The sequence below is a fragment of the Achromobacter colocynthidis genome (assembly GCF_057334535.1).
Map to the genome: position 1 here is coordinate 19846 of NZ_JBHFIZ010000001.1, position 18776 is coordinate 38621.

Genomic DNA, 18776 nt, shown 5'->3' on the forward strand with positions numbered 1-18776 from the left:
ATTGACTGCGTTCACACAAACTCGTTGGCCCGGATGAAGAGCGCGTCCAGTTGCTCGCCCGTGATGCCTAGCGCGGCTGCAGCGCTAGATACCGCATCACTGGTCCGCAGCACTGTGGGCGCCTCCTTCCATGCCAACTTCATCAAGCTGCTATCGGGCAACGCGGCGAAATGGTCTTCAACATCATTGAGTAGCCCAGCCTCGAGCAGCGCAGCACGGGCCTGATAACGAGAGGCAGACTGCGGGACATGTGGCCCGGTGGGCTCAGCGGGCTGGGGGACGCCTCCTCCCTCCAGCCATTCGAGATATCGCTGGTAATCCGTGTTATCCGTATTTACCGGGATGATTGCTTCGTCGCTCACACGGCGAATGCGCATTTCGTCAAGGACTTGGTACATGTCAAAGCTCCGCAGACCAGAAAAGAATTGGGAAAGTGACTATATGCAGGATGGTGGAGAAGCCTTGGGTAAGCGGGGAGCCAATGGTAGCGGTCACGCGGCACGAAGTAGACCCAAGAAAATCCGCCGACAAGGCCGTGCACGCGATATCTCCACCACCACTGCCGATAACAGCCAGCGAGTTAGCGTTTCCGTTCACGAAGCTAAATGTAGGGGAAGCTCGCATTTCAGTGGGGTACTTAACGGTTCCCATCGCAATGGTGTTTGCCGTGACGAACGCCACATTACATATCGCCGGTGTCGACGTCGGGATGGTGTTGGCCAGTGCAAACCCGTACCGCTGGCATAGCAACAGCTCTACCGCCACCGGCCGGGTTTCAAACCGGGTGCGATTCGATCCCTCTTCCAACTGAGGTAGGGACAATGTTCCCGTTCCGAACTCGATACTTAGGTTCGTACCACCGGTTGCCGTACCGGTTACGGGACTTGCCGCATACCCGCCCGTGGCGATGCGACCCGTAGCAGTTCCGTCCCAGCCCAACACATGAGTGCCAGATCGAAGGTTGTTCCCCTCGATGACCTGAACTAGCGTCCCTGCCGTGATAGTGAGCGTGGTGATGCCTGCCGACGTGGAAAACGTATACGTACATCCGCCACTACCGGCCTTCCAACGGTCATGTCCGTAAGCACCGGCAGCGAGCGTGACAGCCCCCGAGACATTCCGTTGGTTGACGCCAAATTTGCTGTTGATCAAGAGGTTCTTGAAACCGCCGGTGGGGATCAACCCGCTAGCCGCATCGCTTTGATAGAAGGGGCGCTCAAACACCCGGCCCACTTCAACCCAGGCAGAACCGGCAGCGTTCCGGCGGAACACCTGCCCCGTGGAAGTGTTGGCCCACGTCATGAACGGAGCAGCGAGCGCGGCAGGGTCTGACGACCCCGCGAAATCTGTCGCCACAGTTGCGATTGCAGCATTAGCTTGCTGCACCAGTTGAAGGCCGGGTAGCGGCGGTGTCTGCGAAATTGCGATAGGTTCTTGCATGTCAGTACCCTTGTGCTAGCCAATTGACTACGCGCTCGACAGGAGTCGCATTGTTGAACATCTGAATATCGAAGCCCGTTTCTGGGTCCACATCCTGCTGGATGGCAGACCGATCACCCTCCAAGGCATCGATGATCGTGACCTGAAGATTGGGCTTCATATGAAAGTGCTTGAGGAACTCGATGCGCAAGCCCCCCGACGGAACGGTGATTGCCGTCCCTGACTGCACCAAATCCGGGACATCGATGGACCATGAGAAGTGCCGGACAAACGGAACGATCAGTGGATCATCCGTTTCGAGCACTAAGCGAACGTTGAAGTACCTGGCGTTAATGGTCCCGGGTATGTAGTCTTGCCAATCCCCAAAAACCCCGTCATCACCAGCAAACTGGATCTGCGGGCTAACTTTGTAATGCTGGAGATTTGATGCGTTGAGGATGTCGGTCTCTGACAGCACGTCGACGATGGCAAGGAAGTTCTCTCCGAAGTTCAGCGCATAGGCATCGATCTCGAAATCCACCCTAACGGGCGCCACATAGCCGATGTCGACGATGTTTGACGTGGCGGTCTCGTACGTCCCTCGGCTCGCAACCCCGCCGTACCAAAGCACGTCGTCTAGGGCAAGGATGTCCGGGCTTTCAAGAAGATCCCCAAGCGGAGCAAGCGTGAGCTCGCCATCAAAAACAAATGCCCGTTGGACCTGCCTTGTTCCCGTTCCGGTCCAGGTCAGGGATGCGCCGCTTACTGGTACCTGGCCCATGGTGATCAGGCCGGTGGGCGACGCGGAGTAGTCGGTGACGGAAACTGCAACGCCATTTGTGGGAATGTACGGAGTTGCGGCGGTCCCCGCCTCCAATTGAGCGCCCCAAAACTGCACTCCCTGGCCTGGAAGTACATTATCCAAGTACCAGATCAGAGGGGGGAATGTGGAGATAGTAGTGGCGGCTGTATGGGTGACCCAAACTCTGAACCATCCACCTCCGATCGGTTCAGAACCATACGACTGAGGCGTTGAACTCCCTCCGGAAGTTGAAATAGCGCCAGAGGAAATGTCAAAATTTACCCACCGGTTAGATCCGAAAGCATTACCGCTCAGTACCACGCGGACACGTCTACTCGGCATAGCCGCATCTGGTTTGAAATACACTGACGCGGTATATGTTTGCCCTGCTACATAAGCAGAGTCCACAGATGTCGATGGGAACGTATATGACCCCCCCCCACCGGGGACTGTCGTTGTGAAAAATCCGGAAGCGCTTCCCCCATCCGGGGAAGGCAGGCCCAACGGACTAACGACCATACCAGCGACGATCGTCCATTTCGCCGCGTCATATGCGCTTGCCTTAATGGCATTCGTTCGCTCGGTCGGATAAAGCCGCTGATTCCCTTGCCAGTCCTGCCGCCAGATAGAGGGGTTTCCGATGAGATCGTCCACCGGCAATTGGAACTGTGTCTGGACACCATCCCCGATTCCGAACACTTCCGGCGTGGTGACATCAACGTCCTCAGTCACCGACTCCAGAATTCCAGTCCACTCCGGGTCTTCTTGCACGGTCACAAGCACGTTTCGAACCAATACCGCACCAGCAATCTGCACGCTATCTGCCGGCCCGTAAATCGTCACCCCTTGGGCCTGGAACCGTGCCGCAACAAAGTACGTACCATTTCCAACAGCCAACATGTCCAGGTTGCGCGTCGTTCCGACGGTTCGGGAATTTGCCCACGAACTGCCCAGCCGAACCTCATAGTCCGGCTGACGGATATCAACGACAGGGTTCCAGACGAGTGTGGTAAGCCCATCTCTGAAGACGCTTGTCAGCCCAGTCAGCGCAGGCAGCGGAGAAAGCAGACCTTGAACCGTATAAGTCGCGGTGAACGGCTGCCCCGTTCCGACGGCGTTGATAGGCCGAATAGTCGCGACAATGACATCACCGGTCTTCGCCGAAATGGTCGCCTGTCGTGCTTCAGTCGTGAACGGCTGCTGCGCAATGCCATTGATCGAATAGTTGATCTGGACCCGGCTTGAAATGGAGATGGTCCAGTCAATTTGCACATCAATGGAGTCGTTCTGTACGCTGCGAATTGCTTCGTTGAAACGTACGGAGAAGATCACTCCACCGAGCAAAGCCCCATCCCTGGGCGGCGTGTAGATGTAGGGATTGTTCTCGCTTGCGTAGTACCCAGGGTCATCGTCTATGGCCGAGAACTTCACCCCTTCCGCTGACGGCTCAACGCTGGTGATCTTGAACCGCCTTCCGGGCATCTCTAGCGGCCCGAACTGCCACACCCAATCCAGGGCAGTCACGTCCTCGTAAGGCGCGTCGCCGGGCATCTTGAAGCCGCCCAAATCGGTGACTATCTGAAACTCTGTCACCTCTCCCACGGCAGACGTCACAGACACCACTTTCATATTCCCTGCCGGATCTCGCAACAGGGCGATCCCATTGCCATCGGACGGAACCTGGCTGTCGAGCACAACCTTGGGCAGAACGGAGCCGGAGCCACTTGAGCTTCCAGGCATCATGCGGCCGGAGTAACCCCACACGGTTAGATCGTGGGTAAGACGGATGACGTCGCCTTTAGTCGCAACGAAGCCTTCGATGTCTGTCTCAAAAGTCGCACGTCTACGGTGCCAGACCTGAGAAGCGGCAATGAGATTTGCCTCTCGGCCCGCCATGTCAACGTTGGTGCACCCGTCAAGATCTAACTGCAAAGGGTTGTTGGTTGCCGCCGCACCAGGCACTGTTACCCGAACTTCATTGAGAGTCCAATTTCTCGCTTCGTCCACAAAGCTGAGGACGATTTCGTCCACAGTCGATTCGTTGGTGTATGCCAACTGGAACGAACCAGCCCTGATATTGAAGGGGCCAAACGTGGCCACTTCTGGCAAATTCTCAGCGTTCCATACCACCCCAAGCTTGCCCGTCTGCTGCGTCTTCGCTGCGCGACCCGCTCTGGCGATGGTGTCGAGAGCATCGGCCGAACTGACCTTGCGGTCCAGCACATAGTTAAACGTCAAACGGTTCGCATCACACCATGCGGCCCACGCTTTGATACCCTCGATGTCGATGTCGGAATCCGCTAGGCCAACTCCATACATGCGGCGTCCGGAAGGGTCTCGACGGCCCCTGGCAAACCATAGAAACCACCACGCCGGATTGGACGTCTCCTGATTCACCCAACTGCTGCCATTCCAAACGGGGCATATTGCGCTACCGATCGCGCTAAATTCGTCTACGGCGCCGTTCAACTGCCCGGTCGCCTTTATTCGAAGAGCGATCCGAGCTTGGCCAGTGTAGTCAGCGGGGTCTCCTTGATATGCGAGGATTTGACTCACCGCAGTCTCGTTTGACTCGCGACTATCGTTGACATCCGGAGTCACCTTCATCACTCGGACTTCGAACTGCCGTCCTTGCGCACCTGGGACATCCCAGTTTATTTGGGCGCGTGTAGGCTCTTGCCGATTCCCCCATAGGCGATAGCCAGGGCTACCAGGGATCACCATAGGATCAGGTGCGATACCCTGCCAAGGCTGACCCAGTTGGAAAGGATGAGGGACCCATTGCCATCTAGCTACGATGGTCTGCCCGGTAATAGGGTCTTCTTGCACATATAGTTCCCCCTCCGTGTGGTCTCCGAAGTTCGTCGTGCCCATGACGACCTGGGTACCCCACCCGGGGGACAGGCGCGCAGACCAGTAATGCGTGGCATACACCGCATCGATATAACCGAGTTCTAACCAATCGGTCGCGCCTACCTGGCGATACTGGATCCGGAAGTCCACGCGCCGGCTTTCCATCGAACCGTCATCCGCTACTCTGAATAGGCGAGATGCCAATTCGACGGTGATGGAGTAAACGGAAGGAGGCGTTGTGCGACTCTGCCAGCCGTCAGCAGAATTTAGAGAAAAGCCTTGAAGCGTATCCACATTCCCAGGGAACATGGACAAAACTCCATCGGGCCCGGCCCGCTGCATTTGAACCCCGTCGTACGACTCAATCGGCGTGTTTCCAATCTTGAAATCACGAAGATTCAGATCCATCCCTTGCAGGCCAAAATTGAAGACCTGATTCAGGAACTGATCATCGCCTAGCTGGTTCGTCCACGTATTCGCGCCTAGGTCGGGAACAATCCTATGGCGCCCCATGATTATTGGTAGCGGCTCCCAAGGGCGGGGTCGGTTGCGTCCTCCCTGGATCGCGTACGTCGGACTCGACTCGTATTTCTGGCCAGCGCCCAACTTGGCGGCGGTAGGCAGGGGCATCGGAAGAAGCGCATTGATCAAGACCGTTCCAGCCAACATGATCACGCTACTTCCAATCGCTCCCGCTGTAGCACCCGTAAACCCAAGCGCCCCTCCTAAAGCCGCGCCATAACCAGCGCTGACGATGACCAGAGCGACGAGCGCCACCGTGCGCAAGATCTTGCCACCACCGCCGCCGCCTTCCATCTTGGCGCGAACAATGATCTGGTCGCCCTGCCGAGGGATGAGTCGGCGCCAGAGAGCAGAGGGCACTCGCCTTCCGTTCTGCCAGACATCCATCGGAGCTTCGACCACCCTCAGCCCGATACGGTCTAAGTAAGCTCCCAAAGTCTCGCCGGGCAGAAACGCCGCGTAGCAGAGGCTCTTTCCATTGGCAGTCACCGGATGCGGAAGGTGGACAAGCGACGGGGTAGACTTTACGACTTCCACCGGTAATACCCCTCAAGCTTGAAGTGAATGCGCGTCATATCTCGTAAACGCTGACGGATGACTGAGCCGGCCGACTTGTCCGCGTGGAGAACCCACCATTCGTGAGCAATCCAACACATGACGCCGATGTGGCAGAGCCGTCCTCGACCGATAAACAATGCCGGGCATCCGTCAGTCGCGTTTTCGACGCGCTCGGCCAGATCCTCCCTGCATTCGATAATTTGCGCCGACTGATCGCGCAGAGTTTGAGCATGCGAAACCGGGAGAAGAGGTCGAATGCCGAATACTTCGGCCGACACTCTGGCAGCAAGGGCCGCACAATCTCCAGTTTCCGGAACGTAAGGCAAGCCGACGTACTTATCCGACCAGTGCATCACCACAGACCCGGCGCCGTCTTAGGGTCGTAGCGCACGGCCACAGCGCTTTGCCCCAATGTGTTCTGGTACCCCAGGACTCCGCTGACCACCAAGTTGTTCACGACCAGGCCCGTAAGGTCCATCGTCATGTCGAATTCGATAAGGTTGGGGTCACTGCGGAGTACCTGAATGATTCTGCAACGCGCACCTTTCCCGCCCCTGCTGAACTCAAGCCATTGCGTCAGTTCGCGCCCAACGTTGTCCACCTCAAGACGCGCTTGAGGTAGCTGCTGCTCTTTGTCATCCGGCAGCGCTACGCGGAATGCGGTGGCGAAATACTCGTCGCCTTGAATAGTTATGTTCTGGCTGTCGTTGACAAATCGAGCAGGGACTACCAGATCAGGGTGCAGGATCTCTACGGCAACAAGGAACGGCTCGTCCGCGCTCGTAGCAAGTAAGTTTTGCTGGGCGGCATCCGAATAGTTGACCGGCATATCAACCCACCGTCTCTATCTGGCCGGACGCGCGCCAGACCTTTCCGGGGCTCGACCACTGGAGCGTTCCGTCAACAATCCGCGCTTGCTTGGTTATGCCGTCCAAAGGATCGACCCAATCAAACCAGCCAGTACTGCCAGCAAGATCCACCCTCCGCCACTGGTCAAATGCAATCTTTTCGGCAACCGAATCGACGTGAATGGTCACCGTGCGGCGAACGATCGCCAATGACCGTGTTGGGCGTTGCTTAGCGATGCCGCTATCCATCTCGGTCCGCAGAACTCCGTAATCAGCCTCTTCAGTAAAGCCGGACAGAAGGATCTTTGCGTACGCGGGGAACACGCTCATGCTGGCATCCCCTTGATAGCCTTAGCCGTATCACCGTTGCGTTGGATATCACGCACTACGATGCGGATCACTTCGCCTTGCGCGTCGAAGGATCGGTTAGCACTGGACACTTGCTGCGGAGTTCCGTTGTTCACGATCTCAACGCGGGTGTTGGAGCCCGCCACGGACGGCATCGAACCGGCGCCCACATAGCCGCCATCCGCATATCCCTTGAGGCGGTCCAGAAACCCGACACCGAGCCTACGGGTGGCATCAGCTGGGATCACATATTCGCCAGCGTGCACGATGCCTGCTGGGTCGTACTTGCCGCCTGCGCCGGTATATCCGCCATCTGCGAATGCGAGCGGCAATCCGGCATTGACTCCTTGGGTTGAAGAGGCCAACTGGCCAGCGGTCGGAGCAGATCCGCCGCCTACGAAAAGGCCCGCAAAGGCTGTACCAAGAAGGCCGCCGATCTGACCAGACTTACCGAAGTCGCCAAACAGCGCCTGAGCCAAGTTGGCGGCAGCAGCATTCGCAGCCATCTTCACGATCATGTCGGCGAACTTCGATCCGATGTTGTCGAAGTTGCCGCTCAAGACGTCTTCCAGGGTGTCGCCCATCGCGTCTTGAATATTGCGCGCCGCCTGTACAGCAAACTCAGACATACCGTCGGTGGTCTCGCCGAACTTCTCTTCGAGCTTGTCAACGGCTTCGTAGTACTGCTCGACGGACAACGTGCCGTTGTTCAGTCCTTCGGTCAGCAGCGTCAGCTTCGACAAGTAGTCGTTGGTTGCCGCTTGATCCGGATAAAGCTCGTCCAGCACCTTGGACAACGCGGCGGCTTGCTTTTGAGATTCTTCGTAAGCCTTCGTTTGTTCGTTGATGAAGTCCAACGTTTGAGCCGATGCGAGCGCCTCGTTCTTCTGGGCCTCCGTCTTGAACGTCACCGAGCCGATGCGGACCTGCTCCAGCAACTTTTCGTACTCGGTTTCCTTCCCGATCAGGGCGATGCGCTGGTTCATCTGATCGATCAGCTTCTGACCCTGGTCAACGCTGCTCTTGCCCGACTTAGCAGCAGCGGCGGGCGAGCTTCCCGTGACTACAATGGGGTCGACCGTCGTTAACGGTGATCCTCCGGTTTCGCCCACGCTCGCATATGGATTCGGGGCGCTGCGCATATAAACCATGAGGGCCTCGCGCTTCTTCTCAGCTGCGGCGATTTGCCGATCAAGGTCCCCAACGTCTCCGTAAAGAATGTCATTCACTCGGTTCGTGAACGACGCCTCGGGATCGAGGTTCTTTCTCATGTCCCGAAGACGTCCCAGCTTCTCGTCAAGGTCAGCAATTGCCTTGTCGGCATTGTCTTGCTCCGCGCCAGAGACCTGAAGCCACCCGACAAATGACGTCGAGTTTATGACGTTGGCAGTCGTTACTACCTGCCTGGCCATCTCCGCCAGTAGACCCACAAAAGCAGCAAAAGACGCTTTTGTTTCGTCTGAAGCGAGAGTGTCCGTGAGGGCGTTTACGCTGTTGGTCAACCCATTGACGCTTCCATCGTCGCCGGTCATCAGATCATCGATCTGATTTTGAAGGGCCTGAAGGGCACCTCCCAGGGTGCCCCGTGCGGCTTCAGCGGCGCCTCCGTAGGAAGACTCCAACGCCTTCAACACTACGTCTTGAGCCTCCGCAACACGGCCGGTGGACTCCAGAGATTCGACCAACTTCTTCTGTTCTTCCGTAAACCGGAAACCCTGCTTAGAAAGAGCGTCCAAGCCCTTGCTTGGCACATCAAGGGCCTTGCCCACGGTTTCTGCCGACTGCTCAACCGTCATGCCCAAACGAACGGACATATCGATGGCGGCCTGGAGCGCCCTCGGGAATTCTTCCCCTACCACTCCCGTATAGGAAAGCAAACGGGTTTGAGCACGGTTGATGTCGCCTTCGCTAACAAAGCCGGCCATACCACTGGCCATCTTGTTCAGTTCAGATGCGGTAAAGCCGGCCGCATTGCCCGTGGATTTGAGAACAGCCGCCAACTGGGCCTGTTCATTCTGGGCGTTCTTCGTCTCCTCGATGAACTTGCGAAAGACGCTCCCAGCACTGATGCCGAGAATAGCCCCGCTCACTACGCCAGTGAAGGCGCCGCTAACAGACGACGCTGCGTCTTTCGCCTGCTTCTCAATTTCTTTAAAGCGTTTCTCGGCCGCCTTCGACGCACGTTGGGCGTCCGTCTCGAACGACCCAGTGTTCATTTTCAGGTCGACGACGATACTGCCTGCTGTTGCCATCAAGGTGTCCTTAGGGTTTCAGGCCAAATGCCTTAAGAGTGCGCAAGTCCGCGTCCGAGTAGTCTTTGATGAACGGGTTCGATAGCAAGTCGACCTTCTGGCTGAAGTCGCCGCCACCCATGCTCTGGGCGATCAGCGCCGCAGGTCGGTGATACACGTGCAGGTCGTCGAATGGATGCCGTTCATAGAAGGCCTTCCAGTACCGAAACTCGTGCTGAGTCATGGCCGACATCAACTCCTGGATCGTTCTGCCCCCAAGCCTCATTGCGAGGACAGCCCATAACCAGTCGTCGGAGCCGGCCTCTACGTGTTTCCCGGATCTGCCTGCTCTTCCTCTTCTTCAGTAGGCTTCTTGTCGACGGTGAAACCGTTGACCTCAAGCACCGCGACGAAAAGTGCCTTCATCGGCAGTGGGTTCAGCGCACACGCCTGTGAGAGCGTTAGTTCACGGTTACCCTCTTCGTCGCACAGGCAGTCCGCGATCAGAATGGCGTTGGCCTTGCCATGCACTACGGAGTCAGTCGACTGGATGGCGTGACCATAGGCGCTGAATGCCGCCCCGCTGTACTTTCGAAAGTGCAATTTCTGAAGCTTGCCGTCGCCCAGGTCAATTTCCTTCTCGAACACCGTCTCAGGCGTGAAGTACGACTTGTTGAGCATGCTTAGGCCTTCTTGGTGAAGACGACCGAGCCGGAGCGCTGGATCGACAGCGTGCCCTTCACGACGTCATTGCCGGCGAAGTCCAGCGCCCAGTCGGCGATGTAGCCAGTGAACTGGATGCTCGAGCGGCCCACGGGCGGATCGATGTCGCCGTTAGAGTCCAGCGTCGGCAACGTCGTGCCGTCAGACATACCAATGATCCATTGCAGCGTTTCGCCCGACTGCTTCAGGTCGAACATGTCTTCGTGGCTGACCTGTTGCGGGTCGAAGTTGACGGGGGCTGAGACTTGGCCCGGGTTACCCAGGCCACGGACGTACTGTTTGTCTTCCGTGTCCGAGAGGCATGTGGTTTCAACCTGGTCCGCCGCCCCGCCGAGACCCGTAATGCCGGTCGGGCAGTGCAACTTGACCAAGACCGGCGAGGAACCGGGGCGAACGTAGAAAAGCTCGGTACCTTGAGACTTGATCGGCATCTTGATGCTCCAAATAAAAATGCCCGCTCAAGGCGGGCAGTCTGACTAAAAGGGTTCTGCTTAGCGGGACGTAATGAAATCGGCCTCAAGGCCAATTCGGAAAAGCTTGGTGTCGGGGTCGCGGAGGTTCACGACAAGGCGATTGGCGATACCAGCCGCGTCTACAGCGTCACGAACGGCCTCAGCCAGTTGCTCAACCTGCATATCGGACTTCGACCAGCAATCGATCTGCACGCTGTCAAAGTCGCCGCACGGAGTTCCGCTCAGTTGGTCATAGGGCTGACCAGCGACTTCGAACCACGTGACATACGGCTTCTCGATATCTTGGGGCGCGGCACCGTGGCGGAAGATCCGAACGGGATCGCCGCCCAAAATCGCTAGGACGGCGGGCGTCTTAAGGGTCAGAAATACGGCTGGCAGCATTACTTGTTCCGGTTCTTGGCGCCGACCTCGGACACCACCTTTTCAATGCGCTTGTTCAGATCCTGTGTGATTACGTTGATCGCGGCTTCGCCGTGCTGACGTACAGCCGGGCGCAACCAAGGCGTCGCGGGCTGGTCTTCAGTCCCGTACTCCAGAAAGCTGGCAGTAGCGCGCGTCGTCACCGGCTTGCCGGTCTTCCCCGGGTACGTCTTGCGGCGCACCCGTACCAGGTAGCGTTCGCCCTTTCCGGTGCTGGGCGGCTTGCCTCGGCTGGAAATCACGTTCTTCTCAAGCAGGCCGGTCGACTCGTCACCGTTCATGGCGATAACACGTCGCAAATTCTTCTTGGCCTCGTCGCGAATCAGCCTGGCACCTTTCGCAAGCGCTAACTTCACCGGGCCGCCACGCTTCGACACGATCTCGGCAGGCAAGCTTTTGAGCGTGGCCAAAACGCCGTCAACGCCGGTAAGCTTGACCTCGACCTTCATTTGATCCTCATGAACGCGTAGCTGCGGATCCCTTCGCGGCCGAGTTCCGTCTCAGCGTCGTTGTGTTCCATGCAGACAAAGCCCTGGGCCTTCATCCAGTCGATCAAGCCGCGATGGGAGAAGTACCAAATGTGCTCGCCGGGCTTGTAGTGGCGGCTTGCCGGAACCCCATCGCCCTCTTCGAAGATCGGGATGGCAACGAACGCCCATTCGCGAACTTGGGCCAGCAGCGCGCCCGGGTCCGGGATGTGCTCCAGGCTGTCCCAGCACGTGATCGCATCCACCGGACGGCTGTACGGGTCGCAGTAGGCGTTCCGCTGGCGCAACCAATCGTTGGCCTCTGCGTTGACGTCATAGCCTTGAGCCGCCGCGTACTCCACGAATCGACCACCACCGATACCAATGTCCACGACCTGGCCAGCGTAATGCCGACGCACCAGGCACAACCGCGATTCCGTCAGCAGTTCACCCATCGGCGACGAGTCACGCTGGCGGAACTCTTCCCAATAGCTGGTCGTGTAGTCCATCGCGGGACGGGGATGGAACCCCATGCCCAACTCAGGCCACCAGATCAGGGAGTCTTCGCAGCCAGTCGGCAAAGTCACTTGCATGGTTCTTGATTCGCTTGTCGCAGTTGTGTTGTCTCTGCCGGCACCGGCAAAGGTTGTCCGGGACCGAGAACCGAATCCGGCTCAGGTCCATGTACTTCTCGTCCGCAATTAGTTCTGGGGCGTTGAATCCGCCCTGCCCGCCGCAGATGATCCAGGCAGGCACCTTCATAGCGATGGCGGCCGGCAGAATCCAGCCGATGCCGCCTATCACCGCCGCAGCACCTTGGACCAATGCCAGGAGTTGCCGGACGCTGAACTCACCGCCGTGATAAACCTCGTCGGCCGGGGGCAACTTGCCCACCGCCCATTCCTTGCCTGGCTCCAGATCCGCCACCGAAATGACCCTGTACCCTGCCGACCGCGCAGCTTCAGCGGCCTCGGCGATGTACATGGTCAGCGGGTTACGTGCTTCCGCGACCCACTCAGCCCGCACCGTCGCCGGTCGGACTACGATGTACCGCCCTGCTATTGGTGACGCGCCGAAGTCTGGTAAGTCCAACGCCCCAGGGGTTAACCCAAAGCACCGACGCATCCCGGTAACGATGCCGGCCGTTCCGTACTGGACAGAAATGGTCGTGTCCCTCGGGGCCTTAACCCAACGCGCCTCGTCCTGTCTCGCCATGTTCTTGGATTGAGTCCGCAATGGCGTTTCAGAACGAACAAACTTCACATCGGGCAGGTCTTCGTACAACTCCGGCCAAGGCGTTTCAAGATAAACCGGGCCTTGTAGCTTCTTCACGAAGGCGCGTTGGTAAATGTTGTCGCCTAACCCCTTCATGCCACGAACGATCAAGCTGCCCCCATTGGGAAGCAATCCAGCGCCGAGCCCGGCGTACAGTTCACAACCTCAATCCCGCTGTTGGCTCGTGCCCAGTCTCGAAACTGTTGCAGATGCACAGCGCGCCGGAACGGCTTCGTATTCACCAAACCGTTTGTGTATTCACCGAAGAAATGCGACCCGTGCATATCAAAGCCATACAGTCGGATCCGACTTGCGCCGAGATTCACCGCAACCTGCAACGCTAGAACACCGCTAGCCCACTGCGTATTGCCAGGCCTACAGCGTTCCACGCCATGCATCTCGCTGCTGGAGAACCGCCGTCCGGCAAAGTTCATTGCCTCGGGGTAGGCTCTCCACCAGGCGCGATCATTCGCGGCCAGGAAGTCTGCCCAAGGGGCCAGTTCAAACACGTTGCTGACCACCCCTACACGCTTACCGCGCATGGATTCGGCCAGGTCACGGCTCATGCTCGGACCCGGTGCCAGCAACACATACTCCACGTCAGCCCTCGTTTACGCCCGTTCCTACCGGCAGCGTGATGTACTCCAGACCGCTTTCCTTATCAGGAAGCACGCCCCGAATGTTGTAGACCACGCCACGATGGGCGATGCGGTCGGTCGCCAGAATGTCTCGTGTCCGGATGGTGATGCGCGCCGTCACTTCGGACTGACCTGCGGCTGACTGCACAAACTCCCGCGCCGAAAGAGGCTCAATAGCCGCCCATACCTTGGCTACCTCGGTCCACGTCTCGGTAACTGCGCCCGTGTCTTCGTCCTGCGTTCGTACAACCCGCTCGATTGACACACGATGGCGCAGTTTTCCAGAGTCGAGCATCAGACCACCGTGGGCTTACGCAGGCTGTAGATCAACGCAGTCGCCGATTTGGGCAACGCATATCCGTATCCCCACTGGTCGCCAACCGCGAACTCCTGCGATCCGTCACGTTCTCGGTACATAGACGCCACCGTAAAAATAGTGGCCTGCTGTACCCGCGCAGGCACTCCCACCGGGTCGCCGTTCGAGTCGACTTCCACCAGCCCTGAGGAATCCGTAAAGGTGGCACCGTACTCGCCCAGATAGTCCATCACGGCGTCGCTGGCGGCTTCGATCTTCATTGCCAGATCGGCATCGTCAGCATCCGTATCCGAACGGATGTTGTCCCGGCACTGCTGTAACGTGACGAGCTTCATAGCTTCACCGGGGCTGTCTTGTCGACGCCGTTCCGGCCGTCCTTCCCATCCCGGCCCTTCTTAACGGCCAAGCGCCATCCGCTTTCGGGGCTGTCAGGCTTTGCGCCGGTATCTTTCTGGGCAATCCAGTACGACCCTGCCCACGTCACTGAATCGCCAGGCGTGTAGACGTGGCCTTCCTTGAAGATTCCACAATCGACAACGACAGGCATGGTCAGATCGAATTGCTTCGTCAGATCACCACGAACGAGCTTGAAGGTAACAGTCTTCACGCCATCGAATTCGACCTCAAGGTCTTCGAATCCAAGCCCATCACGGCCATCAGTTCCATCTTTCGGCACCGGCATCTTGTCGATAGCCTTCTGTAGCGTGTCTTGGGCCCGCCGCTCGAACTCTAACGCCCACTTGGCCACCTGCATTTCCAGAACCGGCGCTACGTCTTCGGCCGTGACGGACTTGCCGTCAGCCGGGCGAGGTAGCTTCGCCACCAATTCCGAAAGATGCTCACGTAGGGCGTCCATATCCGCCGGCGCGCCATCTTTCGGCTGGGGGAGCGCACCCACTGCCTTTGCAACCAGGTCTTCGACCTGCGCCATGTCGGCGTCTCGCCCGTCCTTGGGCTTCGGGATGCTATCCACGGCTGCCCTGGCGGCGGCTGCGATTTCCTCGGAGAGGTCGGGCCGTTCGGCAAGCTTCTCCGTCAGTTCAGCGATCTGCTTCTGCAACGGCTCCACGGCTTGGCGGATAGCCTCGCCCATCGCTTGGCCGAACTTCTCGGGGTCAAACATGGGCTGGCTCCGGTTTGGCGGCTTTTCGCATGGCTTCAATTGCCTTCTGGGTCGCGATTATGGATTTGGCTTCCAAGATCAGCGACTTGTCTTCATCCGAGACTTCCGCCGGTTCCGACACGGGCGCCGGCTCCTGGGACGGCTGAACGATCTTGTTCTGCCGCACCTGATCCAGGGGGAAGTCCTGCTGTTGCATGTAGACGGTGTCGCCGCCTTCCAACGGCGGCAGGTTGACTTGCTTTCGGCCCTCGTTCGGGGCAATGATCCCGGCATCTACGCCGATCTTCAGGGCCTCCATCTGCGTCTTGGTATCCATCCGCATAAGACCTTCAAGATCCAGTTCGACGCCATTGGTCACACCGTCCAGCCCCAACCCGTCGTCCAAGCAAGCTTCCATCTCTTCGATGGGAGATTGCAGGCACCCGGAGTAATAGCCCCGATCCATCGCCTCGATGTTGTTGTAGCCAGGGGCTGAACCTACGCCGACCTTGTAGCCAGGCACATGAAACACGGAGCAGATACGCTCGTCTGACCACCGCAGCGTTTCAATGAGTTGAGAGTCCACGGCGCTATGGCTTAGCGGTTCGAACTTCATACCGTCACCAATGACAGCAACCTTCCCGGCATTGACACCGGAATAGTTCGAATGCCACTGGTCCTTAATCATCTTCGCGTTCTCGGGCGAAATATTTCCTGGCGCCACGAGAATCCCACCCGGGTTTGCGCTGTTGTTGAAGAAGCGAAGGGTGTTGTTCTGGATCTTGATCCCAACGCCTGCCGCAATGGCAGCAGCGAAAAGGGGCGAAATGCCGACCAGCGGGTGATACAGACAATTCATCCTGTCGTGGATGATTTCGCTAGCGGGAACCGTTATTCCAAGTTCTTCAACGCCGGCCAAGTTGTCCTGGCTGAGTTGGTAGTAGACCGAACCGTCGTCACCCACTAACGGAGTGACGCGCCCAGGATCTAGAACGTACAGACTACGAACAACGCCACGGGCGTCTCGTTCTTTGAGAGCGTATGTGTTGCCGTGGCGGAGCTTTGACATCACCCACCACTGTTTGAACTGGATGTGGTTTTGAAAGTGATTGGGGTGGCGAAGAACTGGCCAGAACGGCGAGTTTCCGTCGTTCTCGGACCAAATCCCGTTTGCGTCTTTCCTTACCAAGCGTGCTCGTAGCTTCCCGATGTCGTTCGAAATGAGCGTGATGCAAGCGTAGACAATAGGCGAGCTAAGGCAGTCTTCGGGCTTGACTTCGACATTGTCCTGCCAAGCGCCCGGGAAGATCTCGCTGATCCAGGGCATCAGACCGGAGAAGCGGCTACCCCAATTCCAAGCGGAAGGAACCGGCTGGAGTTGCTTCTCGGCGCGCTGGATCTGGAGACCGAACAACTTCATTCCGTGGCCTCGGGCTTGTTCTTTCGCGGACGTCCACGCTTTTTCGCGCCTTCCTCGAAGGCGACATGGTCGCCTGTTTGCCCAGCTTCCACGCTCGGGGAGCCCGGCTGCGTTGCCGTCAAGTCGCGAGTCAAGTATTGGCCGCGCCCGATGAACACCATGGCTCGCGCATGACTGGGACTAAGCGACTTGACGCTTCCGTCCTTCATCTGAATCTCGACTTTCATAGTGTGTCCTATGCTGTCTATGTGAAAGGGGCCTGCCCTAAGACAGGCCCCTTGGGCCTAGACGCTTAGGCAGCGCCCCAATTCACGCCCGTGAGGTACGCGAAAGACGACTCGCGGCGGCGCTTCCAGTTCGCGAAGCGATGCATGCGGAATGCAGTGCTGTCGGTCTGGAACATCGACACCAGGGACGTCGCCGTGGCGCTGGCGCTGTTGTTGGTGGGGTTGTCCAGCATCTGGATCGATGCCTGGTTCGACATGTCCACCGTCGCCTGGCCGTCGTCGGCGTACCAGAGGTCAGCCGCGTTGACCATGGCCACCACACCACCCGACGAGTCATAAGGCACGTAGCCCGAGGTGATAACCGGCACGCCGCCCACATCACCGCCATTACGGCTGATGTTGGGGAATTCGCGCTGGCCCAGCGGGTTGTACATGTTGCCCAGACCGGCAGCCGTCTTCGGGTGCATCAGATACACCATCGTGGTCAGGGGGTTGTTGGCGTCATCGGCTTCAGCCTGCAAGGCCATCAAGTCCGCACGGACAGCGTCGGCGTCGGTGCCGCTGGAGACGATCGGCGTCAGGCCGTACAGAATGCCAGCGGGCGAGACGTTGGCCAGACCAGCGAAGGTCGGGTCGATGAAGTCGGCGTTCATGCGCTCGGCGCCGGCTTCCACCAAGCCATCGCGAATCAGAACTTCGATGGCCGGGTCCGAGAAACGGATCATTTCGTCCGTAGCGACGGAGATGCCCGCAACCTTGAACCAGCCGAAGTACACGTCGTTGAAGTCGAACTTCGTGACTGGTTTCGGCGCGCCCTGGCCGACCCAGTAGCCAACGCCACCGGAAGTCTGGCCCTTGATGTGGACGTTGAACGGAATGCGCTTGGCGGCGGGGATGTTGCCCAGACCGAACTGACCCAGGATAGTGCGCGGGCGCAGGAACTCAACGAAGTCTTGGGAATAGTTGTTGTAGGCCAGCAGCGGGCCTGCCCAAGTCGCATCGCTGGTCGTGGCTGCGGCCACGTTGGCCTTCAGCACAGATTCGAGCGAACGACCGCCCAAGCCCTTCAACACCTGCGCGACGGGCGATTTTTCACCGTAGTGGTCGGCGGCCAGCTGAGCAGCCATGCCGACGTTGTTCTTGGCGGCATACATGCACAGCGCATGGCGGGCGAACATAAGGCCCGGCTCTTCCTTCATCTTGATAGCCTTCGACACGATGGCCGGCGCGCGAGATGCGGTCGCGTCATCGTCGTTGTCGCCCTTGACTTGGGTGAAGGTCATGTTCTTTTCCATGCCTTCCAGGCGTTCGATGTGCTTTTTGATGTCGCCAACAGCCGACTCGTGGCTGTCGAACTCTTCGGCTTCCTCGGCGTTCAGCGTCCGGCCCTCGCCGGTGGCTTTGCCCATGATTTCCTGCATGGACTTTTCGGTTTCAGCCAGCTTCGCGCGGGCGTTCACCAGTTGGTCTTTGATGTTCATTCCCTTCTCCTTGGTCGGGGCATAAAAAAACCCGCCAGTGGCGGGCTGTTTCTTGGTTCCCGAGACGCCGGGAGATACGGGCTTTCGCCCAGCTTCTTCATCGCCCTGCGCTTCATTGCCAGACGCGGCGCGCAGAGCGGTGTCGATACTTTTGATGCTGTGAATGGAGGCGGACGCATTGGCCGGGATCGTCACGAGGCTCAGCTCGAAGATCTCCGTTTCCGAGAAGCGCACGCCGCCGTTCTCGATAAAGCTGTACTCAATCGCGCGAAAGCCGATAGACACCCCGCGCACGAGCTTGGCCTTCACCGACTGCCAGGCCATGTCGACCAGATCCTTCAGGGCGCCCGGCTCGTCAATGACTGGCAGCGAGGCCGTGAACGGGATGCCAGTCTTCGTGGGCTTGCCGAACTTGGCGGTGCCGACAGGCTTGTCATGCTGGTGCTGCCACAGAAGCGGCAACTCGGCGGCAAACTTGGCGCCCAGCGGCTCCACGACGTCGCCCACGCGATCAGGCTCGGGCGTGGTAGCAATACCGGTGATCTCGCGCTTCGATTCGTCCAGCGCCTTGATTTCCAAGAGGCTGTATGCGCGGGTATTGAGCTTGTCAGGCATGCAGGCCTCCAAATGCAAAAAGCCCGCTCTGGGCGGGC

21 protein-coding genes are annotated in these 18776 nt (G+C 58.4%); all 21 read right to left on the reverse strand.

Going from position 1 to position 18776, the window contains the following annotated elements; all coding sequences use genetic code 11:
- Nucleotides 1–11 precede the first annotated feature (11 nt).
- The 21 genes from ACE04A_RS00175 to ACE04A_RS00275 all read right to left on the reverse strand — a co-directional run bounded on the left by ACE04A_RS00175 (nucleotide 12) and on the right by ACE04A_RS00275 (nucleotide 18738).
- Entirely contained in the window at nucleotides 12–398 is a 387-nt protein-coding gene (locus ACE04A_RS00175) for a hypothetical protein (RefSeq protein ID WP_485819753.1), read from the reverse strand.
- Nucleotide 399: 1 nt separating this feature from the next.
- On the reverse strand, nucleotides 400–1440 hold the full coding sequence (locus ACE04A_RS00180) for a hypothetical protein (RefSeq protein ID WP_485819754.1): 1041 nt from the start codon (nucleotides 1438–1440) through the stop codon (nucleotides 400–402).
- Nucleotide 1441: 1 nt separating this feature from the next.
- Nucleotides 1442–6133, reverse strand: coding sequence for a host specificity factor TipJ family phage tail protein (locus ACE04A_RS00185; protein ID WP_485819755.1), 4692 nt, complete (start codon nucleotides 6131–6133; stop codon nucleotides 1442–1444).
- On the reverse strand, nucleotides 6121–6507 hold the full coding sequence (locus ACE04A_RS00190; protein WP_448717254.1) for a hypothetical protein: 387 nt from the start codon (nucleotides 6505–6507) through the stop codon (nucleotides 6121–6123). The genes ACE04A_RS00185 and ACE04A_RS00190 overlap by 13 nt, the downstream gene beginning before the upstream one ends.
- Entirely contained in the window at nucleotides 6507–6983 is a 477-nt protein-coding gene (locus ACE04A_RS00195) for a DUF1833 family protein (RefSeq protein WP_448717267.1), read from the reverse strand. The genes ACE04A_RS00190 and ACE04A_RS00195 overlap by 1 nt, the downstream gene beginning before the upstream one ends.
- Before the next feature lies 1 nt (nucleotide 6984).
- A complete protein-coding gene (locus ACE04A_RS00200) occupies nucleotides 6985–7332 on the reverse strand; it encodes a hypothetical protein (RefSeq protein ID WP_448717266.1) in 348 nt (115 codons plus the stop codon).
- A complete protein-coding gene (locus tag ACE04A_RS00205) occupies nucleotides 7329–9602 on the reverse strand; it encodes a phage tail length tape measure family protein (RefSeq protein WP_485819756.1) in 2274 nt (757 codons plus the stop codon). Before ACE04A_RS00205 ends, ACE04A_RS00200 begins: the two co-directional genes overlap by 4 nt.
- A 10-nt stretch (nucleotides 9603–9612) precedes the next feature.
- Entirely contained in the window at nucleotides 9613–9825 is a 213-nt protein-coding gene (locus ACE04A_RS00210; RefSeq protein WP_448717264.1) for a phage tail assembly protein T, read from the reverse strand.
- Between the two features lie 80 nt (nucleotides 9826–9905).
- Nucleotides 9906–10262 (reverse strand): hypothetical protein, encoded by a 357-nt coding sequence (locus tag ACE04A_RS00215; RefSeq protein WP_448717262.1) that lies wholly within the window; start codon nucleotides 10260–10262, stop codon nucleotides 9906–9908.
- A 2-nt stretch (nucleotides 10263–10264) separates the two neighbouring features.
- Nucleotides 10265–10735, reverse strand: coding sequence for a phage tail tube protein (locus ACE04A_RS00220; RefSeq protein WP_485819757.1), 471 nt, complete (start codon nucleotides 10733–10735; stop codon nucleotides 10265–10267).
- Between the two features lie 60 nt (nucleotides 10736–10795).
- On the reverse strand, nucleotides 10796–11158 hold the full coding sequence (locus ACE04A_RS00225) for a DUF3168 domain-containing protein (protein ID WP_485819758.1): 363 nt from the start codon (nucleotides 11156–11158) through the stop codon (nucleotides 10796–10798).
- On the reverse strand, nucleotides 11158–11646 hold the full coding sequence (locus ACE04A_RS00230) for an HK97-gp10 family putative phage morphogenesis protein (protein WP_485819759.1): 489 nt from the start codon (nucleotides 11644–11646) through the stop codon (nucleotides 11158–11160). The genes ACE04A_RS00225 and ACE04A_RS00230 overlap by 1 nt, the downstream gene beginning before the upstream one ends.
- Nucleotides 11643–12197 carry a class I SAM-dependent methyltransferase gene (locus ACE04A_RS00235; protein WP_485819760.1) on the reverse strand — a complete coding sequence of 185 codons (555 nt, stop codon included), beginning with the start codon at nucleotides 12195–12197 and terminating at the stop codon, nucleotides 11643–11645. The genes ACE04A_RS00230 and ACE04A_RS00235 overlap by 4 nt, the downstream gene beginning before the upstream one ends.
- Before the next feature lie 7 nt (nucleotides 12198–12204).
- The gene (locus ACE04A_RS00240; RefSeq protein ID WP_485819761.1) at nucleotides 12205–13050 is read right to left on the reverse strand and encodes a hypothetical protein; all 846 of its coding nucleotides are present in this window, start codon (nucleotides 13048–13050) and stop codon (nucleotides 12205–12207) included.
- Complete coding sequence (locus tag ACE04A_RS00245; protein WP_485819762.1) at nucleotides 13047–13505, reverse strand: hypothetical protein; 459 nt, start codon at nucleotides 13503–13505, stop codon at nucleotides 13047–13049. The genes ACE04A_RS00240 and ACE04A_RS00245 overlap by 4 nt, the downstream gene beginning before the upstream one ends.
- A 34-nt stretch (nucleotides 13506–13539) precedes the next feature.
- Nucleotides 13540–13872 (reverse strand): phage head closure protein, encoded by a 333-nt coding sequence (locus ACE04A_RS00250; RefSeq protein ID WP_485819763.1) that lies wholly within the window; start codon nucleotides 13870–13872, stop codon nucleotides 13540–13542.
- A complete protein-coding gene (locus ACE04A_RS00255; RefSeq protein ID WP_485819764.1) occupies nucleotides 13872–14228 on the reverse strand; it encodes a head-tail connector protein in 357 nt (118 codons plus the stop codon). The genes ACE04A_RS00250 and ACE04A_RS00255 overlap by 1 nt, the downstream gene beginning before the upstream one ends.
- On the reverse strand, nucleotides 14225–15016 hold the full coding sequence (locus ACE04A_RS00260) for a hypothetical protein (RefSeq protein WP_485819765.1): 792 nt from the start codon (nucleotides 15014–15016) through the stop codon (nucleotides 14225–14227). The genes ACE04A_RS00255 and ACE04A_RS00260 overlap by 4 nt, the downstream gene beginning before the upstream one ends.
- Nucleotides 15009–16415: a phage portal protein gene (locus ACE04A_RS00265; RefSeq protein WP_485819766.1), complete on the reverse strand. Its 1407-nt coding sequence runs from the start codon at nucleotides 16413–16415 to the stop codon at nucleotides 15009–15011. The genes ACE04A_RS00260 and ACE04A_RS00265 overlap by 8 nt, the downstream gene beginning before the upstream one ends.
- Nucleotides 16412–16642 (reverse strand): hypothetical protein, encoded by a 231-nt coding sequence (locus ACE04A_RS00270; protein ID WP_448717239.1) that lies wholly within the window; start codon nucleotides 16640–16642, stop codon nucleotides 16412–16414. The genes ACE04A_RS00265 and ACE04A_RS00270 overlap by 4 nt, the downstream gene beginning before the upstream one ends.
- 65 nt (nucleotides 16643–16707) lie before the next feature.
- Nucleotides 16708–18738 carry a phage major capsid protein gene (locus tag ACE04A_RS00275; RefSeq protein ID WP_485819767.1) on the reverse strand — a complete coding sequence of 677 codons (2031 nt, stop codon included), beginning with the start codon at nucleotides 18736–18738 and terminating at the stop codon, nucleotides 16708–16710.
- Nucleotides 18739–18776: the final 38 nt, after the last annotated feature.